At 72.8% G+C, this 26,711-nt stretch carries 26 protein-coding genes and 1 riboswitch; of the genes, 7 read left to right on the top strand and 19 right to left on the bottom strand.

Features of this window, described 5'->3' with window-relative positions; translation table 11 throughout:
* Positions 1 to 37 precede the first annotated feature (37 nt).
* The gene (locus O1Q96_RS15660; protein WP_269248752.1) at positions 38 to 1,282 is read right to left on the bottom strand and encodes a trans-sulfuration enzyme family protein; all 1,245 of its coding nucleotides are present in this window, start codon (positions 1,280 to 1,282) and stop codon (positions 38 to 40) included.
* 60 nt (positions 1,283 to 1,342) lie between these two features.
* On the opposite strand from O1Q96_RS15660, the gene O1Q96_RS15655 reads away from it, so the two are divergent.
* Together O1Q96_RS15655 and O1Q96_RS15650 are read left to right on the top strand one after the other, a co-directional pair.
* Positions 1,343 to 1,849: an Lrp/AsnC family transcriptional regulator gene (locus O1Q96_RS15655; protein WP_269248751.1), complete on the top strand. Its 507-nt coding sequence runs from the start codon at positions 1,343 to 1,345 to the stop codon at positions 1,847 to 1,849.
* Between the two features lie 62 nt (positions 1,850 to 1,911).
* Positions 1,912 to 3,603, top strand: coding sequence for a DUF885 domain-containing protein (locus O1Q96_RS15650; RefSeq protein WP_269248750.1), 1,692 nt, complete (start codon positions 1,912 to 1,914; stop codon positions 3,601 to 3,603).
* A gap of 65 nt (positions 3,604 to 3,668) precedes the next feature.
* On the opposite strand, the gene O1Q96_RS15645 is transcribed toward O1Q96_RS15650, so the two are convergent.
* Together O1Q96_RS15645 and O1Q96_RS15640 are read right to left on the bottom strand one after the other, a co-directional pair.
* Positions 3,669 to 4,184: an immunity 21 family protein gene (locus O1Q96_RS15645; RefSeq protein ID WP_269248749.1), complete on the bottom strand. Its 516-nt coding sequence runs from the start codon at positions 4,182 to 4,184 to the stop codon at positions 3,669 to 3,671.
* 166 nt (positions 4,185 to 4,350) lie between these two features.
* A complete protein-coding gene (locus O1Q96_RS15640) occupies positions 4,351 to 4,875 on the bottom strand; it encodes a rhodanese-like domain-containing protein (RefSeq protein WP_419586898.1) in 525 nt (174 codons plus the stop codon).
* Positions 4,876 to 5,055: 180 nt separating this feature from the next.
* On the opposite strand from O1Q96_RS15640, the gene O1Q96_RS15635 reads away from it, so the two are divergent.
* Positions 5,056 to 5,502 (top strand): Lrp/AsnC family transcriptional regulator, encoded by a 447-nt coding sequence (locus O1Q96_RS15635; RefSeq protein ID WP_269248747.1) that lies wholly within the window; start codon positions 5,056 to 5,058, stop codon positions 5,500 to 5,502.
* A gap of 345 nt (positions 5,503 to 5,847) precedes the next feature.
* Here O1Q96_RS15635 and O1Q96_RS15630 read toward each other — a convergent pair whose 3' ends face one another.
* The 8 genes from O1Q96_RS15630 to O1Q96_RS15595 all read right to left on the bottom strand — a co-directional run bounded on the left by O1Q96_RS15630 (position 5,848) and on the right by O1Q96_RS15595 (position 15,251).
* Positions 5,848 to 8,838, bottom strand: a complete 2,991-nt coding sequence (locus O1Q96_RS15630) for an AAA family ATPase (RefSeq protein ID WP_269248746.1) — start codon at positions 8,836 to 8,838, stop codon at positions 5,848 to 5,850.
* Positions 8,839 to 8,917: 79 nt separating this feature from the next.
* Positions 8,918 to 10,081 (bottom strand): exonuclease SbcCD subunit D, encoded by a 1,164-nt coding sequence (locus O1Q96_RS15625; protein WP_269248745.1) that lies wholly within the window; start codon positions 10,079 to 10,081, stop codon positions 8,918 to 8,920.
* A gap of 68 nt (positions 10,082 to 10,149) precedes the next feature.
* On the bottom strand, positions 10,150 to 10,776 hold the full coding sequence (locus tag O1Q96_RS15620) for a YigZ family protein (protein WP_269248744.1): 627 nt from the start codon (positions 10,774 to 10,776) through the stop codon (positions 10,150 to 10,152).
* Between the two features lie 148 nt (positions 10,777 to 10,924).
* Positions 10,925 to 11,473 (bottom strand): SixA phosphatase family protein, encoded by a 549-nt coding sequence (locus O1Q96_RS15615; RefSeq protein ID WP_269248743.1) that lies wholly within the window; start codon positions 11,471 to 11,473, stop codon positions 10,925 to 10,927.
* The gene (locus O1Q96_RS15610; protein WP_269248742.1) at positions 11,470 to 12,291 is read right to left on the bottom strand and encodes a hypothetical protein; all 822 of its coding nucleotides are present in this window, start codon (positions 12,289 to 12,291) and stop codon (positions 11,470 to 11,472) included. Before O1Q96_RS15610 ends, O1Q96_RS15615 begins: the two co-directional genes overlap by 4 nt.
* 70 nt (positions 12,292 to 12,361) lie before the next feature.
* Positions 12,362 to 13,216 carry an ABC transporter ATP-binding protein gene (locus tag O1Q96_RS15605; protein ID WP_269248741.1) on the bottom strand — a complete coding sequence of 285 codons (855 nt, stop codon included), beginning with the start codon at positions 13,214 to 13,216 and terminating at the stop codon, positions 12,362 to 12,364.
* Entirely contained in the window at positions 13,213 to 14,229 is a 1,017-nt protein-coding gene (locus O1Q96_RS15600) for a FecCD family ABC transporter permease (protein ID WP_269248740.1), read from the bottom strand. Before O1Q96_RS15600 ends, O1Q96_RS15605 begins: the two co-directional genes overlap by 4 nt.
* Positions 14,226 to 15,251 (bottom strand): ABC transporter substrate-binding protein, encoded by a 1,026-nt coding sequence (locus tag O1Q96_RS15595; protein WP_269248739.1) that lies wholly within the window; start codon positions 15,249 to 15,251, stop codon positions 14,226 to 14,228. Before O1Q96_RS15595 ends, O1Q96_RS15600 begins: the two co-directional genes overlap by 4 nt.
* 64 nt (positions 15,252 to 15,315) lie before the next feature.
* A riboswitch (cobalamin riboswitch) is annotated at positions 15,316 to 15,505 on the bottom strand.
* A gap of 195 nt (positions 15,506 to 15,700) precedes the next feature.
* Between O1Q96_RS15595 and O1Q96_RS15590 the strand changes: the two genes are divergently transcribed.
* The gene (locus O1Q96_RS15590; protein WP_269248738.1) at positions 15,701 to 16,108 is read left to right on the top strand and encodes a CoA-binding protein; all 408 of its coding nucleotides are present in this window, start codon (positions 15,701 to 15,703) and stop codon (positions 16,106 to 16,108) included.
* A gap of 27 nt (positions 16,109 to 16,135) precedes the next feature.
* On the opposite strand, the gene O1Q96_RS15585 is transcribed toward O1Q96_RS15590, so the two are convergent.
* From O1Q96_RS15585 to O1Q96_RS15575, 3 genes are all read right to left on the bottom strand, one after another.
* Positions 16,136 to 17,017 carry an MHYT domain-containing protein gene (locus O1Q96_RS15585; RefSeq protein WP_269248737.1) on the bottom strand — a complete coding sequence of 294 codons (882 nt, stop codon included), beginning with the start codon at positions 17,015 to 17,017 and terminating at the stop codon, positions 16,136 to 16,138.
* Positions 17,018 to 17,187: 170 nt separating this feature from the next.
* Positions 17,188 to 17,985, bottom strand: coding sequence for a VOC family protein (locus tag O1Q96_RS15580; RefSeq protein ID WP_269248736.1), 798 nt, complete (start codon positions 17,983 to 17,985; stop codon positions 17,188 to 17,190).
* 190 nt (positions 17,986 to 18,175) lie between these two features.
* Positions 18,176 to 18,535: an ArsR/SmtB family transcription factor gene (locus O1Q96_RS15575; RefSeq protein ID WP_269248735.1), complete on the bottom strand. Its 360-nt coding sequence runs from the start codon at positions 18,533 to 18,535 to the stop codon at positions 18,176 to 18,178.
* A gap of 69 nt (positions 18,536 to 18,604) precedes the next feature.
* On the opposite strand from O1Q96_RS15575, the gene O1Q96_RS15570 reads away from it, so the two are divergent.
* Positions 18,605 to 19,744: a cation diffusion facilitator family transporter gene (locus O1Q96_RS15570; RefSeq protein ID WP_419586897.1), complete on the top strand. Its 1,140-nt coding sequence runs from the start codon at positions 18,605 to 18,607 to the stop codon at positions 19,742 to 19,744.
* A gap of 9 nt (positions 19,745 to 19,753) precedes the next feature.
* Here O1Q96_RS15570 and O1Q96_RS15565 read toward each other — a convergent pair whose 3' ends face one another.
* Together O1Q96_RS15565 and O1Q96_RS15560 are read right to left on the bottom strand one after the other, a co-directional pair.
* On the bottom strand, positions 19,754 to 20,311 hold the full coding sequence (locus O1Q96_RS15565) for a YbaK/EbsC family protein (protein ID WP_269248734.1): 558 nt from the start codon (positions 20,309 to 20,311) through the stop codon (positions 19,754 to 19,756).
* Positions 20,312 to 20,353: 42 nt separating this feature from the next.
* Complete coding sequence (locus tag O1Q96_RS15560; protein WP_269248733.1) at positions 20,354 to 20,926, bottom strand: helix-turn-helix domain-containing protein; 573 nt, start codon at positions 20,924 to 20,926, stop codon at positions 20,354 to 20,356.
* A 106-nt stretch (positions 20,927 to 21,032) separates the two neighbouring features.
* Here O1Q96_RS15560 and O1Q96_RS15555 point away from each other — a divergent pair, with 106 nt between their 5' ends.
* On the top strand, positions 21,033 to 21,884 hold the full coding sequence (locus tag O1Q96_RS15555) for a DMT family transporter (protein WP_269248732.1): 852 nt from the start codon (positions 21,033 to 21,035) through the stop codon (positions 21,882 to 21,884).
* 11 nt (positions 21,885 to 21,895) lie between these two features.
* Here O1Q96_RS15555 and O1Q96_RS15550 read toward each other — a convergent pair whose 3' ends face one another.
* Positions 21,896 to 22,681 (bottom strand): acyltransferase, encoded by a 786-nt coding sequence (locus O1Q96_RS15550; RefSeq protein WP_269248731.1) that lies wholly within the window; start codon positions 22,679 to 22,681, stop codon positions 21,896 to 21,898.
* A 119-nt stretch (positions 22,682 to 22,800) separates the two neighbouring features.
* Here O1Q96_RS15550 and O1Q96_RS15545 point away from each other — a divergent pair, with 119 nt between their 5' ends.
* On the top strand, positions 22,801 to 23,331 hold the full coding sequence (locus O1Q96_RS15545; protein ID WP_269248730.1) for a gamma carbonic anhydrase family protein: 531 nt from the start codon (positions 22,801 to 22,803) through the stop codon (positions 23,329 to 23,331).
* 97 nt (positions 23,332 to 23,428) lie between these two features.
* Here the strand turns inward: O1Q96_RS15545 and O1Q96_RS15540 are convergent, their stop codons facing one another.
* Positions 23,429 to 24,085: a DedA family protein gene (locus O1Q96_RS15540; protein WP_269248729.1), complete on the bottom strand. Its 657-nt coding sequence runs from the start codon at positions 24,083 to 24,085 to the stop codon at positions 23,429 to 23,431.
* A gap of 116 nt (positions 24,086 to 24,201) precedes the next feature.
* On the bottom strand, positions 24,202 to 26,661 hold the full coding sequence (locus O1Q96_RS15535; RefSeq protein WP_269248728.1) for a beta-glucosidase family protein: 2,460 nt from the start codon (positions 26,659 to 26,661) through the stop codon (positions 24,202 to 24,204).
* Positions 26,662 to 26,711 lie beyond the last annotated feature (50 nt).

The raw sequence follows: 26,711 nt of genomic DNA, 5'->3' as shown, positions 1-26,711 counted from the left end.
ACACGCCGCACGCCGCGCACCACTTGCCGCACCGGGACTACCGCTCCGCCGCCAGCTCCCGCTCGGAGCTGTCGCCCGGCGCCGACCCCAGCGCCTCGTCGAGATCCCGCCAGAGATCCTCCACGTCCTCCAGCCCGACCGACAGCCGAAGGAGCCGGTCGCTCACTCCGCTCCCGCGCCGGTCCTCCGCGTCCACGATGCGATGGCTGATCGAGGCGGGGTGCTGGATCAACGTGTCGACGCTGCCGAGACTCACCGCCGGAGTGACGAGCCGGACCCCGGCGATCACCTCGTGCGGATCGCCATGGATCTCGAAGGCGATCATGGCGCCGCCGAGCCGCGGATAGTGGACCCGGGCGACACGCGGGTCGGCGCGAAGGCGCCGAGCCAGTTCGGCGGCGTTCGCGGAGGCGGCGCGCACCCGGACGGGCAGCGTCGACAGACCGCGCAGCAGCAGATAGCCGGCGAGCGGATGCAGCACGCCCCCCGTGGCGAACCGGACCTGCCGCAGCCGCCCGGCGAACTCCTCGTCGCAGGCCACGACCCCGGCCATCACGTCACCGTGCCCGCCCAGGTACTTGGTGGCGCTGTGGAGCACGAGCCGTGCTCCCAGCTCGGCGGGCCGCTGCAGCACCGGTGTGGCGAAGGTGTTGTCGGCGAGCAGCGGAACGGTCCCGCAGGAGTGGGCGATCGCCCGCAGATCGAGTTCGGCGAGCGTCGGGTTGGCCGGTGACTCGACGAGGACCAGACCGGTGTCCGGCCGCAGGGCGTCCGTGATCCCCGCGGGATCGACCCAGGTCACCTCGGAGCCGAGCAGCCCGGCCGTCAACAGGTGATCGCTGCAGCCGTACAGGGGCCGTACGGCGACGACATGGCGCAGGCCCATGGCGTTCCGTACGAGCAGCACCGCGCTCAGCGCGGCCATGCCGCTCGCGAAGGCGACAGCACTCTGCGTGCCCTCCAGCCGCGCGAGAGCCGTCTCGAACCGGGCGACGGTCGGGTTGCCGAGCCGGCCGTAGACCGGTGGCCCGTCCGGGTCGGCGCCGTCGGTGGCGAAGGCGTCGATACGGGCCGCCTCGCCCCGGCTGTCGTACGACGGGTAGGTGGTGGACAGGTCGATCGGCGGGGCGTGCAGCCCCTGCCGGGCGAGGTCGTCCCGCCCCGCGTGCACGGCCTCGGTGGCCAGCGCGCGCAGGCGAGTGCCCACCGCCCCGGCCGCCCGGCCGCCGTTCTCCGCTGCGTCGTCACACGTGTCGCGCACGTCAGTGCTGCCGAAGTCCATGAAGTGCAGCCTGAACATCGAACGGGCTGCATGGGGAAACCGCCGTGCTACGTTCGGCACATGGCTGAATCTGTCGCACTGGACCCGGTGGATCTTCATCTTCTGCGCCTGTTGCAGAACGACGCCCGGACCACGTACCGGGATCTGGCCGCACAGATCGGTGTCGCGCCCTCGACCTGTCTGGACCGGGTCACCCGGCTGCGCCGCTCGGGCGTCATCCTGGGCCATCAGCTGCGGCTCGATCCGGCCAAGCTGGGGCGAGGGCTGGAGGCACTGCTGTCCGTGCAGGTCAGGCCGCACCGGCGGGAGTTGGTCGGGCCGTTCGTGGAGCGGATCAGGACGCTTCCGGAGTCCCGTACCGTCTTCCACCTCACCGGGCCCGACGACTATCTCGTGCATGTCGCGGTCGCCGACATGGCGGATCTGCAGCGGCTGGTTCTGGACGGGTTCACCGCGCACCGCGAGGTGGCCCGCGTCGAAACCCGGCTGATCTTCCAGCAGTGGGACTGCGGGCCCCTGCTGCCTCCCGATCCGCCGGGGGCCACGCTCCCGGCCAAATCGGGCTGACGCGGCACAAGGCCCGGTAAACGAAGCTGACGCGGCCCCCGTCCCCGTATGAGGATGGCCGCATGTCACAGACGAAGAACCCGCTGCCCCGAGAGGTCGCCGACACCTACGTCGACGAGCTCATCGCCCTCGACCCGGTCACCGGTACGTACCTCGGCGTGAAGGAGAGTTCGAGCAGGCTGCCCGACACCTCGCCCGCCGGCCAGGAGGCACTCGCGCACCTGGCGAGGGTGACGCTGACCCGGCTCGACGAGGCGGAGCGGCAGCCCGGCGCGGACAGTGACATCGAGCGCCGCTGCGGCCGCCTGCTGCGCGAGCGCCTCACCGCCGAACTCGGCGTGCACGAGGCCGAGGAGGGCCTGCGGGCCGTCGGCAACATGCACACGGCGGCCCATTCGGTGCGCGAGGTGTTCACCGTGACGCCGGCGGACACGGACGAGGACTGGGCTGCCATCGCCGAGCGGCTGCGCGCGGTGCCGACGGCTCTCGACGGCTACCGCGAGTCCCTCTCCCTCGGCCTGGAGCGCAAGCTGTACGCGGGCCCGCGCCCCACCGCGACCTTCGTCGAACAGCTCACGGAGTGGTCGGACATGGACGGCTCGGGCCGCGGCTGGTTCGAGGACTTCGCGTCGGCGGGTCCCGGGACCCTGCGCGCGGAACTCGACGAGGCCGCCCGCGCCGCGACCGCAGCCGTCGTCGCGCTGCGCGACTGGATGCGCGACGTGTACGCGCCCGCGATCGAGGGCGCACCCGACACGGTGGGCCGCGACCGGTACGCCCGCTGGTCGCGCTACTTCAACGGTACGGACCTCGACCTGGACGAGGCGTACGCGTACGGCTGGGCGGAGTACCACCGGCTGCTCGACGAGATGAAGAAGGAGGCCGAGAAGGTCCTGCCCGCCGCCGGGACCCCGTGGGTCGCGCTCGCCCACCTGGACGAGCACGGCCGGCACATCGAGGGCGTCGACGAGGTCCGCGAGTGGCTGCAGGGCCTCATGGACCAGGCGATCGAGGAACTGGACGGCACACACTTCGAACTCGCCGATCGCGTACGGAAGGTGGAGTCCCGCATCGCCCCGCCGGGCAGCGCCGCGGCCCCGTACTACACGCCGCCGTCGGAGGACTTCTCACGCCCGGGCCGTACGTGGCTGCCGACCATGGGACTCACCCGTTTCCCGGTGTACGACCTGGTGTCGACCTGGTACCACGAGGGCGTCCCCGGCCATCACCTGCAGCTCGCCCAGTGGGCCCACGTCGCCGAGAACCTCTCCCGCTACCAGGCGACCATCGGCGGCGTCAGCGCCAACTGCGAGGGCTGGGCCCTGTACGCGGAGCGGCTCATGGACGAACTCGGCTACCTCAAGGACGCCGAGGAGCGGCTCGGTTACCTGGACGCGCAGATGATGCGCGCGGCCCGTGTCATCGTCGACATCGGTATGCATCTGGAGCTGGAGATTCCGGCGGACTCGCCCTTCCACCCGGGGGAGCACTGGACTCCGGAGCTGGCCCAGGAGTTCTTCGGCGCGCACAGCAGCCGCCCGGCGGACTTCGTGGAGAGCGAGCTGACCCGCTACCTCTCCATCCCCGGCCAGGCCATCGGCTACAAGCTGGGCGAGCGCGCCTGGCTGCTGGGCCGTGAGAACGCCCGCAAGCGCCACGGCGACGCCTTCGACGCGAAGGCGTGGCACATGGCGGCGCTGTCCCAGGGTTCGCTGGGTCTGGACGACCTGGTCGACGAGCTGTCCCGCCTCTGACGAGGCACGGCGGCCGGGCCCCGCACCGCGCGCGGCGGAGCGACCGGCCCGGCCGCCGGCCGCGATCAGCTTCCCAGGGGCCTCAGTTGGACGAGGCCGAGCCATGTCTCCGGTCCCGGCTCGGCGTGCGCCGCGCGCACCGCGTACCGGCCCGGTGCGAGGGCGATCCGAAGGTGCCCCGTCTTCGTGGACTCCTCCCCCGGCCATGCCGCGTCGAACAGCACGACGGCCCCGGGGACCTCCCAGTGCACCTCGCGTCCCCACGCCGCGGTGTCGAGAGCGGCCGGAACCCCGGCGAGCAGCTCACCCTCCGATTCGCCCGCCAACCACCGGACGAACGTGCCGTGTTCGGGCAGATAGGCGGTGGCGGCGGGGTCCTCACCGAGGACGAGGGCCGTGGCGTTGCCTACGGGGAGCAGGCCGACGAAACCCTCCACCTCGCAGGCCCTGTCGTAGTCGGAGGCCAGCTCGTCGCCGTCGGCCCCCGTCCAGAACGGCAGCACCCCTTCGGGTATCGCCATGAGCGGTCCACCGCCCGACTCCACCCACTCGACCGAACCGGTGTCCGTATAACTCGCCATGGGCCGAAGCTACACGCCCGTGCGGGCCGCGATTGACGATTCCTTTGCCGGTCCGCCCAGCTGATACGCGACTGAGTCCGTAGGGCCTTCGCGAGGGCGGCCTTCGCCTGGGGTGAGGACTGGGGTCGACGTCGGTGAACCGTGTGACACAGGGGCCGAGCGGCTGTCAGCAGCCGCAGTCGTCCGTGCCCGCCGGAGCCGTCAACGGGTCCGCGGCGCGCTGCTCGCGTCCCTCCCAGGTCTCGAACTCGAAGCCCTCACGCACCCAGTACTCGAACCCGCCGAGCATCTCCTTGACCTGGTAGCCGAGTTCGGCGAGGGCGAGGGCGGCCCGGGCGGCCCCGTTGCAGCCAGGGCCCCAGCAGTAGGTGACGACCGGCACGGCCCTGTCGAGGAGTTGCTCCGCCTGCTCGCGTATCAGGGCGGTGGGCAGGTGGACCGCGCCGGGCACATGACCCTGGTCCCAGGACGCCGTGGAACGCGAGTCGAGGACGACGAACCCGGGGTCGCCGTCGGCCGCCAGCGCGGCGGCGACGTCGGACACGTCGGCGTGGAAGGCGAGACTCGCCCCGAAGTGCGCGGCGGCAGCGGCGGGCGATGCCGGCGGCACGCGGAGAACGGGGTTCCGGGCGGCGGTCCTGCCGGTCGTCGCGGCGCTGGTGCTCACGGTGGTGCTGCTGGTCATGGCCATGGCCTGGGTTTCCCTCCCGGTTCCTTCCGCCGACCCGCCCTGGGGCGGTCCGGCGCCGTCGCCGCACCGGCTGTGCGGAACTCCATGACCAGAATCTACGGCCGGTGATCCTTCCCCTTGAAGGAGCGATTCCCGGCCTCCGCCTTGATCAGCCGGGGATTTCCCTGCTATTCCTCGACCATGACCGCGTATTCACCGGACACCACGGACTGGCGCATCCTCGATGTCCTCCAGCGCGACGGCCGGGCCAGTTTCGCCGAACTGGCCCGCGCCGTCTCCATGTCCGCGAGCGCGGTCACCGAGCGGGTGCGCCGGCTGGAGGAGGCAGGTGTCATCCAGGGGTACGCGGCGGTGGTCGCCCCGGAGAGCCTCGGCCTGGCGATCCTCGCGTTCGTGCGGCTGCGCTACCCGAACGGCAACTACAAGCCGTTCCACGATCTGGTCGCCGCCACCCCGGAGATCCTGGAGGCGCACCACGTCACGGGCGACGACTGCTTCGTGATCAAGGTCGCGGCCCGCTCGATGAGTCACCTGGAGGAGGTGTCGGGCAGGATCGGCACACTGGGCTCGGTCACGACGAGCGTCGTGTACTCGTCACCCTTGCCCCGCCGACCGCTCGGCCGCTGAAACCGGCCCGTCGGCACCGCACGGCCGCCGGGCGCCCCCACCGGCCCCGCCCGGCCACATGGCACCGCCGGCTGACACCGCCGACCGGCTCCTGACGCGAGCGGCCGTCTCCCGACCGACTGCCTGACCTAGCCCGGGCATCTCGCCCGACCTGCACGTGAGCGCGGCCGCCCCCACGCCGACCGGCTGCCCCGCCCCCTCTCCGCCCTCGGCCATGCCCAGGCGTCCGTCTGTCAGCCCGACCGGCTCGCCCCGGGGCCGGTCTCCGGCCCCGGCGGACGACTCCGCCGAGCCGTCCGGCAACGGCCGCCGATGCCGCGCCGACAGTCGCCGGTGCCCCGGACGTCAGCCGCCCATCCGTTGCCGTACGACCGATCCCGAGCGTCCCTTGACGATCTCCAGCTGTGCGTGGATCCGTCGGCGCAGGTCGGCGACATGACTGACGATGCCGACACTGCGATCCCGCTCCCGCAGCGAGTCCAGTACGTCGAGGACCTCGTCGAGCGTCTGGTCGTCGAGGCTGCCGAACCCCTCGTCGATGAAGAGCGTGTCGAGACGGACGCCCCCCGCTTCGTCGGTGACCACGTCCGCGAGTCCCAGCGCGAGCGCGAGGGAGGCGAAGAACGTCTCGCCCCCGGAGAGCGTCGCCGTGTCGCGCTCGCGACCGGTCCAGGCGTCGACGACGTGCAGCCCGAGCCCGCTGCGGCCGCGCCCGGCCCGGTCGTCGGAGTGCACGAGGGTGTACCGCCCGGCGGACATGCGCTGCAGCCGTGCTGTGGCGGCCGCCGCGACCTGTTCCAGACGGGCGGCGAGGACGTAGGACTCCAGACGCATCCTGCGTTCGTTGTCCGCGGAGGTGCCGGCCGCGAGTGTCGCGAGGCGGGCCACACGGTCGTACTCCTCGCGCAGCGGCGCCAGCCGGCGGACCGACACGGCCGCCCGGTGTGTCAGCCGGTCGAGTTCGGTGCAGCGGCGGGCCGCGTCGTCGCGCGACGAGGCGGCCTCACGCACTCGCCGGCCGGCCGCGGCGGCGGTCTGCTCGGCGGCCCGGAGGTCGGCCGGCGGCTGCTGCGCGGCGGACGCCGTCCCGGCCTCCGCGAGCACCGCACGCACCGTCGCCTCCTCCTGCTGCCAGGCGTCGATCCGTCGTTGCAGATCGCGGTGGGCGGCGTCGTCGAGGAGGGCGGCCGCGGCGGCCTGCGGCGTGTCGAACCCGGCCCGGAAGGCGGCGTCGGCGAGTCGCGCGTCGGCGTCCTTGAGCCGTTGCGCGGTGTCCGCCGCGACGCGCGCCGTGTCCGCGGCCTCCGTGAGCGCCGAGACCCGCCGCTCCAGCTGCGCCGCCCGCTCGGCGACGCTGCCCGCCGAACCCCTGGCCTGCGTCAACTCCTCTTCCAGCGCTGCCGTTTCCCGGGCGAGGGCGTCTTTGCGTGCGGTCCGTGAGGCGCCCCGCACCGCGGCCTCCTGGTGGGCGGTGAGCCGGCGCCGGTGCTCCTGCTCGGCCTGCCGGAGTGCCTCACCTGCCGCGTGCAGCCCCGAGGCGGCGCCCCGTGCCTCGGCGTGTCGCCGCTCCAACTCCTCGGCCTGCTCGGCGAGTCGGCCGGTGGGGGTGTCTCCCGCCTCGGCCGTCGCGGCGGCCAGCGCCTCGCGCACCACGCCGAGCCGTCGCTCCTCCTCGGTGCGCTGCTCGTCGGCGCGCTGGTACGCGGCGAGCGCGGCCTCTTCGGCCCGCCGGTCGACGTGCCCCTCAACCTTGCGGGCGGGAACGGGGTGTTCGGTGGCGCCGCAGACCGTGCAGGCCTCGCCGTCCACCAGACCCGCCGCGAGTTCCGCGGCGATGCCCTTGAGGCGCTGCTCCTTGAGATCCAGCCAGTGGGCGCGGGCCTCCGTGGCCCGTTCGCGCGCGGCCAGCACGCGTGCGTGGGCCTCGTCGGTGTCCCCGGCGAGCTGGTCGCGCAACCGGGCGGCCGCGAGCCGTGAGCGGGCGGGATCGCGCTGGACGGAGAGCTGTTCGGCGCGGGTGGCGGCCTCCTGGGCCACGTCGATACGTGTCTGGAGGCCGGTCCTGTGCGCCTCCCACTCCGAGAGCCAGTGCTCGGCGTCCTGCAGCACGTCCTCGTCGGCGCGCTCCTGACGGTCCAGCTCGTGGCTCTCGGTGGCGAGTTCGGCGAGCCGGTGCTCGCCTCGGCGGGCCGACTCCAGTCCGCCCAGCTCCTCGGCGGCCTTGCGTGCGGCGCCCGCGAGTTCCGTCGCACCGGCTTCCGTGAAGGCTTCGGGGAGCAGGGCGCGGGCGCGCGCCTCGGCGTCGGCCGCCCGGCGGTGCTCGGCCTCGGTCGCCTCACGCAGTCCGAGGGCGGGCGCCACCGCCTCCGCCTTCCGGGCACGCTCCATGCGCGCCAGCGCCTCCCGGTGGCTCCCGGACCGCTCCTCCAGACGGGCGGCCCGCTCCCGGGCCTCGGCGAACCGCTCCTGGAGCCTCGCCACTTCGCGGACGTCCTCGAGTACGCGATCCGCGGCAGCCTGTGCCGACTCCCCGGCGGCCTGCGCGCAGTGGGCGATCGTGAACCTCTCGCGGGCCGTGCTCCTGGCGATCGCCGCCCACACGAGGACGGCCTCGGCGAGCCCCGGTTCGCCGGGCGTCAGGTCGGGCAGCGGCAGCTCGACGAGATCACCGGCCGCCTGCTGCATCCGGTGGGCGTCGGCGAGCAACTCGGCGTCCGTGGATCGCACCTGCGTCTCGGTCGCCCGCCTGCGCTCGGCCAGGCGCTGCTCGACGGCGGCGAAGCGGCTCGTGTCGAAGAGACGGCCGAGGAGTCTGCCGCGGGCCTCGGCGTCGGCCCGCAGGAAGCGCGCGAAGTCTCCCTGGGGCAACAGCACGACCTGGCAGAACTGCTCGCGGCTCATGCCCAGCAGCTGGGTGATCTCCTCACCGATCTCCTGGTGGGAGCGGCTGAGGTCCTTCCAGGAGCCCGCCGGGGCGTCGTACTCGCGCAGCCAGCTCTGTGCCTTCTCCTTCGTGGTGCCGGTGCCTCGCTTCTTGGGGCGCTCCCAGGGCGGCTGCCGGGTGACCTCCAGGCGCCGTCCGGCCACGGTGAGTTCCAGCGACACCTCGGTGCGGGTGCCGGACAGCGCGTGGTCGCTGCGCAGCGAGCCGCCCTGTCTGGCGCCCGGCACCGAGCCGTAGAGCGCGAAGCAGACGGCGTCCAGGACGGAGGTCTTGCCTGCGCCCGTGGGCCCGTGCAGCAGGAAGAGTCCGGCGGCCGACAGGTCGTCGAAGTCGACCTCCTGGGCGCCGCCGAACGGCCCGAAGGCGGTGATGTGCAGCCGGTGCAGCCTCATCGGGCTCCCTCGAAGTGCGGCGCGCGGTACGGGCCGTGCGACTGCGCCGCGGGCCGTCGGCCGTCCGGGTCGTGCGGCGTCACCTGGCGACCTCGCGGACGGTGTCGTCGGCGCGGACCGTGTCGAACGCGTCCTGGAGCACGGCCTGTTCGTGTTCGTCGGGGCCGGCGCCGCGCACATGGGCCACGAAGTCCTCCGCGATCTGCTGGTCGTTGCGGCCCGCGAGCCGCCGCGCGTACGACACGTCGGGGTCGTCGGCCGCCCGCTCTGGTTCGAAGACGAGGCTGAGCGTGTGGGGGAACCGCTCGGTGAGCCGCGCCATGGGGTCGGCGGGACGCACCGGGTCGGTGAGGGTCGCCTCGATCCATGCCTCCTCGTGGCGCGTCAGTGCCGGATCGGCGAGCAGATCCTCCAGTGCGCCCCGGACACGGGCCAGTGCGCGCGGTACGGGGCAGTCGAGGCGCTCGGCCTCCACCGACCCGTCGGCTCCCAGGTCGACCAGCCACATGCTCTTGCGGTGGTCCGTCTCCGAGAAGGAGTACGGCAGGGGCGAGCCCGAGTAGCGCACGCGCGGGGTGATGGTCTGGCTGCCGTGGAGATGGCCGAGCGCCACGTAGTCGACGCCGTCGAAGACCCCCGCGGGGACGGCGGCGACCCCGCCCACCGTGATGTCCCGCTCACTGTCGCTGGCCTCACCACCGGTGACGAAGGCGTGGGCGAGGACGACGGAACGGGTGCCCGGCGCGCGGGTGGCGAGGTCGGCGCGCACCCGGTCCATGGCGGCGGCGAGCACGCTCTCGTGGCCCGCCTTGTCCACTCCGAACTCGTCCTTCACCAGGGCCGGTTCCAGATACGGCAGTCCGTAGAAGGCCACACCGCCGAAGGCGTCCGCCAGCACCACGGGCGTGCCGCACGCGGAGGGATCGGTCCGCAGATGGATGCCGGCGCGGTCGATGAGTCCGGCGCCGACGCCGAGCCGGCGCGCCGAGTCGTGGTTCCCGGAGATCATCACCGTGGGCACGCCGAGGCCGGCCAGGCGGTGCAGCGCGTCGTCGAAGAGCTCGACCGCGGCCAGCGGGGGCACGGCCCGGTCGTACACGTCCCCCGACACGACCACCGCGTCCACCTCGCGCTCGCGCACGGTGGTGACGAGGTGGCCGATGAACTCGGCCTGGGCTCCGAGCATGTTCACCCGGTGGAACGCCCGGCCGAGATGCCAGTCGGAAGTGTGCAGAAGCCTCATGATCCCCGAGACTAACGGCCGGGTCGGACATCACGGGCGGCTACTCCCGTATCGGCCCGATGTGCGGCCTATGCGTCCCCGTACGCCTCTCCGCCCGGTTCGAACCCGGCTGTCCCGGCCGTGATGTCGGCGAGCCAGCTGCGGAAGGCGTCGACTTCGGAGTCCGGCAGCCCGATCTCGATGGTGACGGCCTCCCCGTAGCGCACGTCACGTACGTCGCGGCCGGTCGAGCGCAGGTCGTTCTCCACCTTGCCCGCCCGCTGGTGGTCGACGGTCAGGGTCACGAGGCGAAAGCGTCGGCGGGTGAGTGTGCCCAAGGTGTCCAGTGCCTCGCCCACCGCGCCGCCGTAGGCCCGGATGAGTCCGCCCGCGCCGAGTTTGACGCCTCCGTAGTAGCGGGTGACGACGGCGACGACGTAGCGCATGTCGCGTCGCAGCAGCATCTGGAGCATCGGGGCGCCCGCGGTGCCGCCCGGTTCACCGTCGTCGCTCGCCTTCTGCACGGCGGCGTCGGCGCCGATGACGTACGCGAAGCAGTGGTGCGACGCGTCCGCGTGCTCCCTGCGGACGGCCGCGACGAAGTCCTGGGCCTCCCGCTCGGTGGCCGCCGGCGCCAGCGCGCAGAGGAAGCGGGAGCGGTTGATCTCGATCTCGTGCACGCCTGCGCGGGCCACCGTGCGGTACTCGTCCTGCATCGGACCAGCGTATGCGTGCGGAACACACGCGTGCGACCGTCGCCTGGGCGGCGCCGTCCCAGGAGGGCGGCAGCGGTCCGCCGAGCCCTGCCCCGCCGCCCTCACCGCCCAACACCCCCGGCTCCTCCCGCTCCCCCTCCCCCTCGATCTACGTGCCGTCCTTCTTCCTTCCCCTCGGCACGATCATGTCCGTGAGCAGGGCGGTACCGGGGCCGAGCGACTCCCAGCCGCCGTGCCGGGCGAGGATCGCGATGGCCGAGGTGGGGAACTTCGTACGCACGTCGTCGAGCGCGTCGTCGAGGCTGTCGCCGGCCAGCGTCAGCACCAGGTCCTCCAGGCCGGGGTTGTGCCCGATGAGCAGCAGGGTCTTGGCCTCGGCGGGTGCCTCGCGCACCACTTCCAGCAGCTCGGGTACGTCGGCCCCGTACAGCCGCGCGTCATGACGTACGGGAGGAGGGGTGCCCCACTGTGCGGCAGTCAGCTCCCAGGTCTGCCGGGCGCGCACGGCGGTGGAACAGAACGCGAGCTCCGGCAGGCAGTCCGCGGCGGTGAGGGCGCGTCCGGCGGCCGGGGCGTCCCGGCGCCCGCGCGGTGCGAGCGGCCGCTCGTGGTCGGTGACGCCGTCAGGCCAGGCGGACTTGGCGTGCCGCAGAATGATCAGACGGCGCAGCGGGCCCGCTCCGGCGCGCGCGATCACGCCGGGGCCCCGCGGCCGATGTCACGGGTGAGCTCCAGCCCGAGGAGCCGGTCCGCGTAGGCGTACGTCTCGAAGCGGGCCCCGTCGGGAACCGTCCCCGACGTCTCCACCTTCCGCAGGACACCGAGTACGGCGGGCACGTCCAGGTCGTCCTCCCAGGCGGCGCGCAGCTGTTCCCGTACGGGATCGGGGATGGGCCCGGAGGGCCGGGTGGCCCAGGTGGCGACGGCGTCCCGCCAGCGTCTCAGGTTCTCCTGCGCGGCCGCGAGGTCCGCGGCGCCGATGCGCAGGGTCTCGCCGCGGGGGTGTGCGAGCAGGGCGAGGCGCAGCGCCGAGGCGCTCTCCTCGTCGTGCGCCGCACCCTGCTCGACCTCTGCCCCGGCGACCTCGACGCGCAGACCGCCCGCCGCCTCACCGGCCACCGGTTCCCCGGCCACCGACTCGCCGTTCTCCCGCTCGCCGTTCTCCCGCTCGCCGCCTTCCGGATCGTTGCCCTCCGGCCGGTCGGGCGGGCCGAGTACGCGCAGCACCTGGGCCTCGCCCAGACCGGAGCCACTGTCCCGTTCGTCCTCGAACGGACGGATGCCGAGCTCCGCGGCCCGGGCCCGGAGCTCCGCGCGCTCTTCCGTGCCGGTCAGGACGGTCCAGACGGGTGTTCCGCTGAGCTCCAGGGCCCGTACGAGCACGTCGGCGATCAGGAGCACCCGCAGGCCGGTGGTGTCGGGGCGTGGCACATGGGCCTCGACGCGGGTCAGGCCCCGGCGGGCGGGGGCGGCGGTGACGGAGTCGCCGGTTCGGGCGTCGGTGATACGCAGCACGGGCTGAGCGTAGGCGCGTGAGGGGCCGCGCGCAGGGATGCCGACGTCGTGGCGGACACGCGTTCCCGCGTCATCGGGGCGCGGGCCGGCCCACGGTGCCCAAAAAACGCACGTGCGCCCGGCCGTCGGGGCCCTCGCGCGTGACCGCGGCCCGGACGCCGTACACCTCGGCGATGAGCTGCTCGGTGAGGACGTCGCCCGGGGTGCCGCCGGCCACCACGCGTCCCTCGCGCAGGACGAGGAGCTGGTCGCAGTACATCGCCGCGAGGTTGAGGTCGTGCAGGGCGACGACGCTGGTGACCGGGAGCGAGGTGACGAGGGTCAGGAGGTCGAGCTGGTGCTGGATGTCCAGGTGGTTGGTCGGTTCGTCGAGGAGCAGCTCGCGGGGCTCCTGGGCGAGCGCGCGGGCGATCTGCACGCGCTGGCGCTCGCCGCCGGAGAGGGTGTGCCAGGAGCGGTGGGCGAGGCCGGTGAGTCCGGTGCGGTCCAGGGCGTCCCGCACGGCTTCCTCGTCCGCCGGGGACGCGGGCGTCCAGGCACGGCGGTGCGGGGTGCGGCCGAGCCGTACGACGTCCAGCACACTCAACTCGACCTGGGTGTCGACCTGTTGCTCGACCACGGCGACCCGGCGCGCGATGTCCCTGCGGCTCAGGTCCGCGAGGGGGCTGCCGTCGAGCGTGACCACTCCCGACGCCGGGGCCAGGACGCCGGCGAGGAGGCGCAGGAGGGTGGATTTGCCTGAGCCGTTCGGCCCGAGGAGGCCGACGGTGGCACCCCTGGCGGGGGTGATGCTGACGCCGTCGAGAATGAGCCGGTTGTCGGCGGTGCGGCTCACGCGGTGGGCGTGCAGCCCTTCGTCCGGCGCGGCCTCCGTGGGTCCGGTGCTCCTGGTGGCCCCGGCGGTCCTGGCACTGTCCGTCGTCATCCCGTCCTCCGCGTCCGGTACAGCACCAGTACGAAGACCGGCACGCCGATCAGCGAGGTCACCACGCCCACCGGTACCTCCTGGGGGTCGAGGACGGTACGGGCCAGGGTGTCGACCCACACGAGGAAGACCGCTCCGGCCAGTGCGGTGACCGGCAGCAGCCTGGCGTGCCCGGAGCCCACCAACGCCCGTGCGGCGTGCGGCAGCACGAGCCCGACGAAGCCGATCGCGCCCGCCGAGCTGACCAGGGCGGCCGTCAGAAGCGCCGTGGCGCACAGCAGCACCAGACGGGTGCGGGCCACGGACACGCCGAGCGTCGCGGCGGCGTCCTGGCCGAAGGCGAACGCGTCGAGCGTGCGCGCGTGCCCGAGGCACACCAGCAGGGTGACCCCGAGCACCGCGCCGCAGACCCAGACGTCGGTCCAGCCGACTCCGCTCAGCGAGCCGAGCAGCCAGAACAGCACCCCGCGGGTGGTCTCGGCGTCGGCGGACGTCATCACGACGAACGAGGTGAGCGCGGAGAAGAGCTGCATCGCCGCGACACCGCTCAGCACCACGCGGTCCGTCGCACCGCCCAGGGTGTGGCTCAGCAGCAGGACGAGCCCGAACGAGAGCAGCGCGCCCAGGAACGCGCCCGCGGAGACGGAGACCAGGCCTCCGCCGACTCCGAGCACGACCACGACGACGGCGCCGGTCGAGGCGCCCGAGGACACCCCGAGGACGAACGGGTCGGCGAGCGGGTTGCGCAGCAGGGACTGCATCACCGCGCCGCACACGGCGAGTCCCGCTCCGCACACGGCCGCCAGGAGCGTGCGCGGCAGACGCAGCTCCCAGACGATGCCGTCGCGGACGGGGCTCAGTTCCGTGGCTCCGAACCCCAGATGGGCCGCAACGGCGGACCACACGTCGCCGACGCGGATGTCCGCCGGGCCGATGGTGATCGCCACGGCGACGGACACACAGAGCAGCGCGGCACCGGCCGCGACGAGCAGTAGCAGGCGCGGCCGCGTCACCCGGCGAGCCCGAACTCCCGCAGGGCGGAGGCGACCTGCTCGATGCCCCCGACCGTGCGGATGGTCGGGTTCAGGGCCTGCCCGCTGAGCAGGACGTACCGCTTCTTCCTGACGGCGGTCATGTTCTTGGTGACCGGGTCGGACTCCAGGAACTCGATCTTCTTCTTCGCGGACTCGGCGGTCTGCGACCTGCGCGTGAGGTCACCGATGACCAGGACGTCGGGGTCGCGGTCGGCGACCGTCTCCCAGTTGATCTGGGGCCACTCGTCGTGGGTGTCGTCGAAGACGTTCTTCGCGCCGACGGCCCGGGTGATGATGCCGGGCGCGCCGCAACAGCCCGCCATGTAGGGCGAGTCGGAGTTGGCGAACCAGTAGAGGAGGGTGACGTCGGACGCGTCGACCCCTGCGATGGCCTTCTTCACCCGCTGCCTGAGGTCGGCGACGAGCCGCTCGCCCCGCGCCTCCACGCCGAACACCTCGGCCAGGTCGCGCACTTCGCCGTAGACGGTGCCGATGTCGAGGGCCCGCTCACGGGCGCCGTCGCCGCCGGACGCGTTGTCCTTGCCCTCGCAGTCCGAGGGCGAGACGTAGGTGGGGACACCGAGCCTGTCGAACTGCTGCCGGGTGGCCACGCCTCCCTTGCCGAGCGTGGACACGAACGAGGCGGCGACGAAGTCGGGGTCGGCGTCCAGGACACGTTCGAAGGAGGGGTTGTTGTCGGCGATCCGCTCCACCTTCGCGTTGGCCTTCTCCAGGCCCTTCAGCACCGGATCGGTCCAGGTGGCGGTGCCGGCCATGCGGTCGGCGAGGCCGAGGGACAGCAGGATCTCGGTGGTGCCCTGGTTGAGGGAGACGGCCCGCCGTGGCGGTGAGCCGACGCGGACGGACGCACCGCAGTTGTCGAGGGTGACGGTGTCCCCGGAGTCCGCGCCGGACGGCGTTCCTTGCGAACCGCAACCGGTCAGCAGGAGGGCCCCGGACAGGACGAGGGCGGCAGGACGGGCAAGACGTGCGAAGGGCACGGAAGTTCCTCGGGCGTCGAGGGCTCGAACGCGGAGCCCGGTCGTACGGTGCTCCCCCGCCGTCAAGGGACCGCGGAGGCCGCCAGCAGGTCTTCGGACTCGGGTTCACCCGGACGAGGCGCCTTCCCGGACCGTCATACCGGTCCAGTGGCCGATGCCCCGCCCGTCACCCTCACCGCTGCGCGTCAGCTCCGGATTTCCACCGGATTCCCTGACCCACGTACATGGGTTCGACTGGCCTCGGCAAGCTATCACGGCGGCTTTCGCGGCCTCGCGGCGGTGCGAGAGGCCCGGATCCGGGGACGTTCTACGCCAGGCGCTCTGCCCACTCCCCCGCGGCCGGGCGGGCGTCGCCGCCCGGGCGGCGACGCCCGGCACCGGGAATCACCGCCCCGCGCCCGCTGTTGTCCGGCGCAGCAGCCCTCACCCGCACTCCCAGGAGGCCCACCGTGTACGGCGACCCGGCAACCGTCCGCAAGATCCTCACCGAGCTCGGCGACACCTGGGCGGTCGTCGGCCTGTCCTCGAACGAACGGCGTGCCGCGTACGGCGTCGCCGAAGTGCTCCAGCGCTACGGCAAGCGCGTCGTCCCGGTCCACCCGAAGGCCGAGACGGTCCACGGGGAGAAGGGGTACGCCTCGCTGGAGGAGATCCCCTTCGACGTCGACGTCGTCGATGTGTTCGTCAACAGCGACCTCGCCGTCGCCGTCGCCGACGAGGCCGTCACCATCGGCGCCAAGGCCGTCTGGTACCAGCTCGGCGTGATCGACGAGGCCGCGTACGAGCGCACCCGCGCGGCCGGCCTCGACATGGTCATGGACCGCTGCCCGGCGATCGAGATCCCCCGCCTGGGCTGACCTGCCGGACGGCGGCCGCGCCTTCGCTCACCAGCCGCGCCGGGCGGGCGCCCCTGACTCGTACGTGCGCCGATCCGTGGCGGACGGGGCCTCGAACAGGGCCCCGGGGCGGGCGGGCCGCTCCGTACTCTGGGCCACGGTGCGACCGCGGGTCGTGGCCCGGTTCCGGTCGCTGTCCCCGAGGACGAGCATCGGGTCGAACATCACGACCACTCCCGCGAGCAGCAGGAAGAGGACCGGGCCGATGAGCATGGGCAGCAGGAGCGAGTACGCGGAACCGCCGTCCCCCGGCGTGCCGGTCGCCCCGTGCAGATGCACGCTGACGGCCGCCATGCCCGTGTAGTGCATGCCGGACACGGCCACACCCATGACGAGGCTCGCACCCAGGCTGGTCAGGAAGCCGCGGATCGCGACCGCGGCCCAGAGCGCGGCCGTGGCGGCGACGATGGCGATCACGACGGAGAGCGCCACGGTACCGACGTCGTACTGCAGGCGGCCGTTGAGGCGGATGGCCGCCATGCCTATGTAGTGCATGGCAGCGACTCCGAGGCCGGTGAAGGCGCCCGCGATGATCAGGGTCGTCGTGTTCCCGCCCCGGTATCCGACGGCGAACACGCCCAGAGCCACCACGGCGATCGCCACCGCGAGGCTGAGAATCGTCAGCCCCACGTCATACCTGATGCGGCTTTCCTCGACCTGGAAGCCGATCATCGCGATGAAGTGCATCGTCCAGATGCCGCAGCCGATCGACGCCGCCCCGAGCGCGAGCCAACCCGGTTTCCACGACCGGTCGTTACCCAGGGACCGGGTGACGCAGCGCAGCCCCAGAGCCGCTCCCAGACAAGCCATGACATAAGCCGTCAGTGGCGTGACCATCCCATAACTGAAACCGTCGACCGTACCTTGCATATGCCAACATCCCCCCGAAACACAACTGTTGCGTGGACAGATGTACGTGCCACGCCAGGGCGGGAGCAAGCGGTTTCGTTGAATTCGCAGCCAACTGCGTTCTCCAGCAGTCACTTCCGGTCACAAGTAGTCGCCTTTGAGTCGGAGTGAATCATTCTGGTGGCGCGGTCTCATCGTTGAGGCTTCGACGTCACCGTGAACTGCGCCCCGTCGGGATCGCGCAGCACCGCCTCCGTGACGGACACCTCGCTCTGGACCGTGCCCCCGTGGGCGAGCGCGGCACGCACACAGGCTTCGACGTCGGCGACCGTGAAGTGGATCTGCCAGTGGGGCCGGATCGTGGGGTCGGGAGCGGCCTCCACCGCTCCGGAGTGGATCCGGGCCACCACGTCGCCGTCGCTGCGCAGGACGACCTCGTCCCCGTCGTAGTGCACCTCGCAGCAGCCGGGCCGCGAGGTCGCCCACTCCAGCACCTCGCCGTAGAACATGGCGGCGTCGAAGGCGTTGCGTGTGTGCAGCCTCAGGAAGGCGGGGGCGGCCCGGCGCCAGGTCTCCCAGCCGGCCACCAGCTGCCCCTCCCAGACCCCGAAGACGGCCCCGTCGCGGTCCGCCAGCAGGGCGGCCCGGCCGGGCGGGAAGCCGATCGGCCCGACCGCTGTCGTACCGCCCCGTTCCTGCCCCCGGGCCACCGCCTCGTCGGCGTTGTCCACGGCAAAGTAGGGGGTCCAGGCGACAGCCATCTGCCACATCGAGGCCACGGCGGCGATACCCGCGACCGGCACCCCGTCCGCGTACGCGACCCGGAACCTGTCCATCAGAGCGGTCGTCCGGAACCGCCAGCCCAGCACCGCCCGGTAGAAGCCCTCGGCGGCCTGCTGGTCGCGGGCCGTCAGGCTGACCCAGCAGGGGGCGCCCACCACCGAGTGGCTGGAGACGACGTCGCTTCGGAGTGTTGCGTCGCGGTTCATGGCAGTACCGTTCCTGAATCGTGCCGAGGGGCGTACGGGGACGTCCGACAGCGTCGGAAGCACCCGCGGGGCCGGGGTTCCGCCTCTCTCAGCATCCCCCGCATCGGCCTCCCGCGCCCGGAGGCAGGCTGCGGCTCATGCCCCGAGTACCCGGGGTCCGAGCCCGAAACAGACCAGGGGCCGCGGCCGCTCAGTCGTGCGCCGGCCGGTCACTCAGCCGGTGGTCGGCCAGATTCAGCGCCTCGTCCACGACCCGGCGCAGATGGCCGTCCCGCAGCGAATAGATCACCCGGCGGCCGTCCTTGCGCGTGTTGACGAGACCCGCGAGCCGCAGCCGGGCCAGGTGCTGAGAAACGGCGGGACGGGCGGCGCCGCACCGCTCCGTCAGCGTCGTGACGTCCGCCTCGTCCTCGGCGAGGGCGTGCAGCAGGACGAGCCGGGTGCGGTCCCCCAGCAGGGCCAGGAGCTCGGCGGCGAGGGCGAACTGTTCCTCGCCCGGCGTACGCGGATGCTCATCGTGTGCAGGTGACAGGTGCATGCGTGCGCTCATACGCACATAATGGCTTCGTGGACCTCACCCAGTCCACCGAACACTCCGGAATCCGGGAAGGGGGCCCAGGTGAGCGCCGAGGACAGCGGGCACGGGCAGGAACACGGGCACGTCCACGATCACGGCTCGAGTCTTGAGCACGGGCACGGGCACGGGGCCGGTCGCTCCGGGCACGGGCACCAGCACGGACACGGGAGTCCGGGGCTCGGCGCGGGGCTGCCGTCCCGGCTGCGGCATCGCCTGGCGCACCTCCTCACCCCGCATTCCCACGCCGCCTCCGACAAGGTCGACTCCGCCCTGGAGTCCTCGGCCCGGGGCATCCGCACGCTCTGGATCTCGCTGGCCGTCCTCGGCGTGACCGCCGCGGCCCAGGCGGTCGTCGTCGCGGTCTCCGGTTCCGTGGCACTGCTCGGCGACACCGTGCACAACGCCGCCGACGCGCTCACCGCCGTACCGCTCGGCATCGCCTTCGTGCTGGGCAGGCGGGCCGCGACGCGGCGCTTCACGTACGGCTACGGCCGGGCGGAGGATCTGGCGGGACTCGTGATCGTGCTGACGATCGCCGCCTCCGCGGCCTTCGCGGGATGGGCGGCGTTCGACCGGCTGCTCGATCCACGCCCCGTCGAGCACGTGCCGGTGGTCGCGGCGGCGGCCGTCATCGGTTTCGCGGGCAACGAGTGGGTGGCCCGCTACCGCATCCGCGTGGGCCGCGAGATCGGCTCGGCCGCGCTGGTGGCGGACGGGCTGCACGCGCGGACGGACGGGTTCACCTCGCTCGCGGTGCTGCTGGGCGCGGGCGGCGCGGCACTCGGCTGGCAACTCGCCGACCCGGTGGTCGGGTTGGCGATCACGGCGGCGCTGCTCCTGGTGCTGCGCGACGCCGCGCGCGAGGTGTTCCGCCGGGTCATGGACGCGATCGACCCGGCCCTGCTCGACGCGGCCGAACAAGCGCTGCGGGAGGTGCCGGGCGTGCAGGGCGTCGGCGAACTGCGGCTGCGCTGGATCGGCCACCGGCTGCGCGCGGAGGTGGCCGTGGTGGTCGACGGGGACGCGAGCGTACGTGCCGCCCACCAGGTGGCGGTCGCGGCCGAACACGCCCTGCTGCACGCGGTGCCGGGCCTCACCGCGGCCCTGGTGCACGCCGACCCGTCACCCGCGCCGGGCGAGTCGGACCCTCACCTGGCGCTGGCCCACCACACGTCGGTGTGACCCCGGCGGTCAGGCGGCCCCGAGCCCTTCGATCACCACCGCGTTCGGCAGCTCCGCGAAGGCCTTGCCCGGCACGAGCAGCTTTCCCCGCCGCCGGCCGCTGCCCACCAGCATGTACGGCAGATCGACCACCGCCGAGTCCACCAGCACCGGCCAGTCGGCGGGCAGACCGAGGGGGGTGATCCCGCCGTACTCCATGCCGGTCTCGCCGGTCGCGGTGTCCATCGACGCGAACGACGCCTTGCGTGCCCCGAGTTGGCGGCGGACCACGCCGTTCACATCGACCCGGGTGGCGGACGGCACCACACACGCGGCGAGGGTGGTCTCCCCGCCGCGCCGGCCGGCGACGACCACGCAGTTCGCGGACCGGTCGAGGAGTTCCGGGCCGTAGTGCTCCAGGAACGTCGCGGTGTCGGCCCACTCCGGTTCGGTGTCGACGTACACGATCTGCTCGGCCGGGACGCTCCCGCGCCAGTGACGTACGGCGTCGGCGACCGGGCCGGTCAGCACGTCGAGGCGGTCGGGGGCGGGCGTGGCGTCGTCGAACTGTCCGATGGGTGCGCGCATGGCGGCACGCTAACAGCCGCTCGACCGGCCCCGGCGAGGGCCTCAGTGCACGCCGGGCACCGACACGGCCATCACCATCTCCAGGGGTACGTCGCCCGTGTTGGCGTACGTATGGGGCGTGTTGGCCTCGAAGGATGCGCTCGCGCCGGCCGGGACGCGGTACTCCGCGCCGTCGACCGTGAGCGCCAGCTCGCCCTTGGTGACATGGAGGAGTTCGACCGTGCCCGTGGGGTGCGGGTCCGAGGGGCTGCCGTCGCCCGGCATCAGCAGCCAGTCCCACATCTCCAGCGGACCGGGCGCCTCGGTGCCCGCGAGGAGCCTGTTGTAGCTGCCGGCGTCGGTGTGCCAGAGGCGTACGGCCTGCTCGGCCGGGACGATGCGGACCTTGGGGCCCTGCTCGTAGTCGAGCAGGGTGGTGATGCTGATGCCGAGCGCGTCGCCGATCTTGACGACGGTGCCGAGGCTGGGGTTGGTCCTGGCCTGCTCGATCTGGATGAGCATGCCGCGGCTGACTCCGGCGCGGGCGGCGAGCGCGTCCAGGGTGAAGCCGCGCTCGGTGCGCCAGCGCTTGACGTTGCGCGCCAGGGACTGGGTCAGCAGGTCGAGGTCCGACACATTCCGTCCAATGTCGTCGTTCAATATTCTGGATGACAGAGTTCAATGAACTGAACTACGGTGTGGTGCACCGGATTGTTCACCGAACTGTACTGCGAGGTACGTGATGACAGCACTGTTCGCCCTGGCCACCAGCCTCCTGTGGGGACTGGCCGACTTCGGCGGCGGGGTGCTGGCACGGCGTACCCCCGCACTGACGGTGGTGGTCGTGTCGCAGACCATCGCCACCGTCGTGCTCGGCGCGATGGTCCTCGTGACGGGCGCCTGGAGCGAGAGGGGCCCGCAGCTGTGGTTCGCGGTGGGGGCCGGCCTCGTCGGACCCGTCGCGATGCTCGCCTTCTACAAGGCGCTCGCGCTCGGCCCGATGGGCGTCGTGTCGCCCCTCGGCTCACTCGGCGTCGCCGTACCCGTCGGCGTCGGGCTCGTCCTCGGAGAGCGTCCGGGGCTCCTGCAGTTCGCGGGCATCGCGGTCGCCGTCGCGGGAGTCGTGCTCGCGGGCGGCCCGCAGTTCAGGGGCGCGCCCGTGCAGCGGCAGGCCGTTGCGCTCACCCTGCTCGCGGCGTTCGGATTCGGCGCGGTGATGGCCCTCATCGCCGAGGCCTCGACCACTCTCACCGGCCTCTTCCTGGCCCTGTTCGTCCAGCGCGTCACGAACGTCCTCGCGGGCGGCACGGCCCTGTACGTCTCCGTCCGACGCGGCACCTCGCCTCCCCCGAAGGTCGCCCGGCGCTCGCTCGTGGCCTTCGCGTTCGTCGGTCTCGCCGACGTCGCCGCCAACGGCACGTACGCGCTGGCCGCCCAGCGCGGTCCGGTCACCGTGGCCGCCGTCCTCGCCTCGCTCTATCCGGTGGTCACGGCCCTGGCGGCGCGCGGTTTCCTCAGCGAACGGCTGCGCGGGATCCAGGCCGCGGGCGCCGGCCTCGCGCTCGTCGGCACGGTCCTGCTCGCCACGGGGTGAGGCCCCCCGGTTCAGGACTCGGCGCGTACGTCCTCGTGGGCGGTCTCGACGGCCCGCAGGGCGGCGATGCCCTCCGCGTCCAGCTCGGACAGTGCGAGCAGTTGCTCGGGGGTGACGCCGTCGGGGATCGGCACCGGCGCCGGCGTCCGCAGCGGCGGCTGCCAGCCGTCGCCCGCGGTCCAGCGCCGTACGACCCGCGCCGGCGCCCCGGCCACCACCGCGTGGTCGGGCACCACTCCGCGCACCACGGCGCCGGCCGCCACCACGACGTTCCGCCCGATCCGCGCGCCGGGCAGGATCACCGCGCCCGTGCCGATCCAGCAGCCGGGCCCGATCTCCACCGGCTCCATCCGCGGCCACTGCTTGCCGATGGGCTCCTGGGGATCGTCGTAGGAGTGGTTCGTGGACGTCACGTACACATAGGGCCCGAAGTAGCAGTCGCTGCCGATCGTGACCGTCGTGTCGGCGATGACGTGGCTGCCGCGGCCGAGGACGACGCCGTTCCCGATGCGCAGTATGGGCTCGGCACCGAGGTCGAGGTCGGGCATCAGCCCGGCGGTCAGGGTGACCTGTTCGGCGATGATGCAGTGGTCGCCGAGATGGATCCACGGCTCACCGAAGACGGTGCCCTGCGGGAAGGCCAGCCTGGTACCTGTTCCCATCGCGCCGAAGCGCAGCCGCCCGGGCCGCTCGGCGGTCACCGCGCCCGTGCGCTGCACCCAGGCCCAGCCCGCGTGGACGGCGCGCTGGACGAGCCGGCGCCGCCGGGATGAGAACGTGTTCTTGCTCTTGGGCACCCGCTCACCGTACTCAGCGCGACGTCCGCCGATCAGCCCGGGAACCTGTGATCTTCGCCCCACCCCGAGGAGGCCGGATCGCTTACGGTGCCGGTACCGACGAGGACGAGGAGACGGCGATGACGCACAGGGCGCTGATCGCGGGCGTGGGCGGCAAGGATCCGAAGGTGGATCAGGAGGCGTTCGTCGCCCCGATGTCCGTGGTGCTCGGCGAGGTGACGCTGCACCCCGGCGCGAGCGTCTGGTACGGGGCGGTGCTGCGGGCCGAATGCGGTCCGATCGTCATCGGCGCGGACAGCAACGTCCAGGACAACTGCACCCTCCACGTCGACCCGGGCTTCCCCGTCACCGTCGGCGAGCGGGTCTCCATCGGCCACAACGCCGTGGTGCACGGGGCGACCGTCGAGGACGACTGTTTGGTCGGGATGGGCGCGACCATCCTCAACGGGGCCGTGATCGGGGCGGGTTCGCTGGTCGCCGCCCAGGCCCTGGTGCCGCAGGGGATGCAGGTCCCTCCGGGGGTGCTCGTCGCCGGTGTGCCCGCCAAGGTCAGGCGGGAGCTGACCGCCGAGGAGCGGGAGGGGATCTCGCTCAACGGGGTGCTGTACGTGGAGCTGGCGAAGACGCACCGGGAAGCGCACCAGGAGTGACGGGAGTACGCGGGGCGCGGGTTCGTCGTGGCCGGTGACGCGGTCCCCCGCGCGCCTGAAGGCCTGCGCCCTGTCGGGGGCGCAGGCACTCGGTCGTCTAGTCGGCCGCCGGGACGGGCTCGGGCGCCAGGCCGGCGGGCTGCTGCTCCGCCGTCACCTTCTTCGCCTTGCGCTTGAGGACCAGCATCGAGGTGAGGCCGATGAGCAGGGCGACCACCAGGCCGAGCCAGGAGAAGCGCTTGAGCCAGGACTCGGCGACCACGCCGACGTAGTAGATGACCGCGGTCGTGCCGCCGGCCCAGAGGATGCCGCCGAGCACGTTGGCGGTCAGGAACTTCCAGTAGGGCATGCGCAGCACGCCCGCGAGGGGGCCCGCGAAGATCCGCAGCAGGGCGACGAAGCGGCCGAAGAAGACGGCCCACATGCCCCACTTCTCGAAGGACTTCTCGGCGGTGGCGATATGGCCCTCGCTGAAGTGCCTGGGGAACTTCGCGCCCAGCCAGGCCAGCAGCGGCCGACCGCCCTTGCGGCCGATCGCGTAACCGATGGAGTCACCGATGATCGCGCCGGCGACGGCACAGGCGCCGAGGACGACCGGGTCGATGTCGCCGTGCTGGGAGGCGAGCAGGGCCGCGGAGACGAGGATGATCTCGCCCGGCAGCGGAATGCCCAGGCTCTCCAGGCCGATGACCACGCCCACCAAAACGTAGATGCTGACCGCAGGCACGGTCTCTAGCCACTCCTGGACGTGCAACGCCGGTTCCTCCCGATTCACCGCGGACCGGGCCCGGGCCCGGCGTGCGCTCGGCCCCGAACGCACGCCGGGCAGCCTACCCGTTCACTCCACAGGCACAGAGCCCCTCAGGTCCCTCACACCCCGGCCCTCGAACTGAGGCGCAGTTCGCTCGACGAGGCCCCCACCCACACGGTCCGCCGTCCGGTACCGAGCACCCAGCCGTGCCGCTTCGGATCCCACGAGGAGAGCGTGCGCTCGTCGACGCGCACGGTGACCCGGCGCGACTCCCCCGCCTTCAGCGCGAGCCGCTGGTAGCCGCCCAGCACCCGCACGGCCTGGTCGACCCGGAGGTCCGGCGAGGGCCCCACGTAGACCTGCGGGACGTCGACACCGTCCCGCCGGCCCGTGTTCCGCACGGTGAAGGACACCTCCAGCCCGTCCCCGGTCCGCTCCACCCGCAGTTCCCCGTACGCGAAGGACGTGTACGAGAGCCCGTACCCGAACGGGAACAGCGGCCGTACGCCCTTGGCGTCGTACCAGCGGTAGCCGACGTGGATCCCCTCCGAGTAGTGCTCGACGCCGTTCACGCCCGGGTAGCGGCGTGGTTCCCCCGCGACCGGGTGGTGGTCGTCGTCGACCGGGAAGGACTGGGTGAGCCGTCCGCCGGGGTCGCAGTCGCCGAACAGGACGGCGGCGGTGGCCGCCGCGCCCTCCTGGCCCGGGTAGTACATCTGGAGCACGGCGGCGGTGCGTTCCAGCCACGGCATCGAGGTCGACGACGAGGTGTTGAGGACGACGGCCGTCCGGGGGTTCGCCGCCGTCACCGCCTCGATCAGCTGTGCCTGGTGGCCGGGGAGCGCGAGGGTCGTGCGGTCCTGGTTCTCGGTGGCGTCCTCGTACGCGAACAGGACGACGCTGTGGGCGGCGCTCGCGGCCCGCACGGCCTCGGCCACGTCCTGGGCGCGGGTCGCGCCGGTGGCGCGCCGCAGTCTGAACGTCTGCCCCTTGGCGCCGCCCTTCGCGGTGATCTCGATCCGGTGCTCACCGGCGGCGAGGTCCAGCGTCCTGCGGCGCACCGCCAGGCCGTCGGGCGCGGCGGACACCAGTCCGCCGGTGAAGTACTCGGCGAGGCCGGTCGCCACCGGGAAGAGGTCGACTCCGTCGAGGAGCACCTTGGGCCGTGTGCCGGAGTAGTGGACGACGAAGGTCCACTCGTCGTCGTCCTCGACGGTGAGCGTCCCGTCGTACGTCCAGGTCTTCCCGGCGGCGACCCGCTGGGCCTCCGGGGTGATCCCGGCCGAGAGCGCGTCCTTCGGCAGGGGCTTGCCGAAGAGGTCCTCACCGAGTGCGTACGACACCCGGGAGCCTTCTCCCGCGCGGAACCTGATGGCGTCGAGCGGGCTGTCGGCGTGGTCGGGCACGACGTGGGCGCTGCCGCCGCCGCTGACGAACGGGAGCGAGCCGGTGGGGCCGACGACGGCGATGCTGCGGGCGGCCTCGCCGGTCAGGGGCAGGGTGCCGTTCGCGTTGTGCAGGAGGGTCGCGCCCGCCTTGGCGACCTCCAGGGCCACGGCCGCGCCGGCCGCCGCGTCCCGGGCGGGGCGGGGCGGGGCGCTGCCGTCGAGGAGCCCGAAGTCGTCCATCGCGGTGAGGATCCGGCGTACGGCCCGGTCGACGTACTCCTCAAAGACGCTCCCGTCGCGGACCGCCGTCTTCAGGGCGGCCCCGAAGTACTTGCCGTTCGGCATCTCCATGTCGAGGCCCGCGGTGAGCGCGGCGACCGTGCTGTGGGCTGCGTGCCAGTCGGTCATCACCCAGCCCTGGAAGCCCCAGCGGTCGCGGAGGATGCCGGTGAGGAGTTCCTCGTTCTCGCAGGCGTAGGTGCCGTTGACCTTGTTGTAGGCGCCCATGACGGCGCGGGTGCCCGCGCCGACGGCGGCCTCGAAGGCGCGGAGCTCGACCTCGTTGAGGGTCTGCTCGTCGACCCGTACGTCGACGCTCTCGCGGTCCTGCTCCTGGTTGTTCATCGCGTAGTGCTTGACGGTCGCGATGAGGCCCTCGCCCTGGATGCCGCGGATCTCCTCGGCCACGAGGTCGGCGGAGAGCAGCGGATCCTCGCTGAAGGTCTCGAAGTTGCGGCCCGCGTACGGGGTGCGGACGAGGTTGACCATCGGCGAGAGCAGTACGTCCTGGCCGAGGGCGCGGCCCTCGTGTCCGATGACGCGGCCGTAGCGGCGGGCGAGGCCGGGGTCGAAGGCGGCGGCGAGCAGGACGGGGGCGGGCAGGGCGGTGGCGTGCTGCTTGACGCGGACTCCGGCGGGGCCGTCGGCGAGGCGCAGCGGTGGGATTCCGAGCCGTTCCACGCCGGGGACGCAGCCGGCCTGGCCGAGGGACTTCGGGTCGGGGGCGCCGTGCAGCAGGGAGATCTTCTCGTCCAGGGTGAGCCGGGTGAGCAGGCTCTCGACGCGGGGGCCCGCGGCTTCCCGCGCGGCCGCCCGGGCCGGGGTGGGGAGGCCGGTGGTCGCGGCGAGGGCTACGGCGGTCGCGCCGCCCAGCAGGCGCAGGACGGACCGCCGGGACACGGTGTCGGACATGAGGCGTCACTCCTCGTTGGGTGCGGGCACGAGGAGGTGAACCGCGGGGC

Origin of the sequence: Streptomyces aurantiacus (assembly GCF_027107535.1) — a bacterium.
Lineage (GTDB): Bacteria > Actinomycetota > Actinomycetes > Streptomycetales > Streptomycetaceae > Streptomyces.
The sequence above is the reverse complement of the archived record's forward strand: the minus strand, read 5'-3'. Positions and strand labels throughout refer to the sequence as shown.

Coding starts and splice junctions, on each gene's coding strand:
- O1Q96_RS15625 (WP_269248745.1), bottom strand. CDS start 10,081: ATGAGGCTTCTGCACACTTCCGACTGGCATCTCGGCCGGGCGTTCCAC.
- O1Q96_RS15580 (WP_269248736.1), bottom strand. CDS start 17,985: ATGAACCGCGACGCAACACTCCGAAGCGACGTCGTCTCCAGCCACTCG.
- O1Q96_RS15630 (WP_269248746.1), bottom strand. CDS start 8,838: ATGAGGCTGCACCGGCTGCACATCACCGCCTTCGGGCCGTTCGGCGGC.
- O1Q96_RS15545 (WP_269248730.1), top strand. CDS start 22,801: ATGACGCACAGGGCGCTGATCGCGGGCGTGGGCGGCAAGGATCCGAAG.
- O1Q96_RS15565 (WP_269248734.1), bottom strand. CDS start 20,311: ATGCGCGCACCCATCGGACAGTTCGACGACGCCACGCCCGCCCCCGAC.
- O1Q96_RS15650 (WP_269248750.1), top strand. CDS start 1,912: ATGTCACAGACGAAGAACCCGCTGCCCCGAGAGGTCGCCGACACCTAC.
- O1Q96_RS15535 (WP_269248728.1), bottom strand. CDS start 26,661: ATGTCCGACACCGTGTCCCGGCGGTCCGTCCTGCGCCTGCTGGGCGGC.
- O1Q96_RS15585 (WP_269248737.1), bottom strand. CDS start 17,017: ATGCAAGGTACGGTCGACGGTTTCAGTTATGGGATGGTCACGCCACTG.
- O1Q96_RS15640 (WP_419586898.1), bottom strand. CDS start 4,875: ATGGCCATGACCAGCAGCACCACCGTGAGCACCAGCGCCGCGACGACC.
- O1Q96_RS15620 (WP_269248744.1), bottom strand. CDS start 10,776: ATGCAGGACGAGTACCGCACGGTGGCCCGCGCAGGCGTGCACGAGATC.
- O1Q96_RS15645 (WP_269248749.1), bottom strand. CDS start 4,184: ATGGCGAGTTATACGGACACCGGTTCGGTCGAGTGGGTGGAGTCGGGC.
- O1Q96_RS15635 (WP_269248747.1), top strand. CDS start 5,056: ATGACCGCGTATTCACCGGACACCACGGACTGGCGCATCCTCGATGTC.
- O1Q96_RS15555 (WP_269248732.1), top strand. CDS start 21,033: ATGACAGCACTGTTCGCCCTGGCCACCAGCCTCCTGTGGGGACTGGCC.
- O1Q96_RS15660 (WP_269248752.1), bottom strand. CDS start 1,282: ATGGACTTCGGCAGCACTGACGTGCGCGACACGTGTGACGACGCAGCG.
- O1Q96_RS15575 (WP_269248735.1), bottom strand. CDS start 18,535: ATGAGCGCACGCATGCACCTGTCACCTGCACACGATGAGCATCCGCGT.
- O1Q96_RS15605 (WP_269248741.1), bottom strand. CDS start 13,216: ATGACGACGGACAGTGCCAGGACCGCCGGGGCCACCAGGAGCACCGGA.
- O1Q96_RS15655 (WP_269248751.1), top strand. CDS start 1,343: ATGGCTGAATCTGTCGCACTGGACCCGGTGGATCTTCATCTTCTGCGC.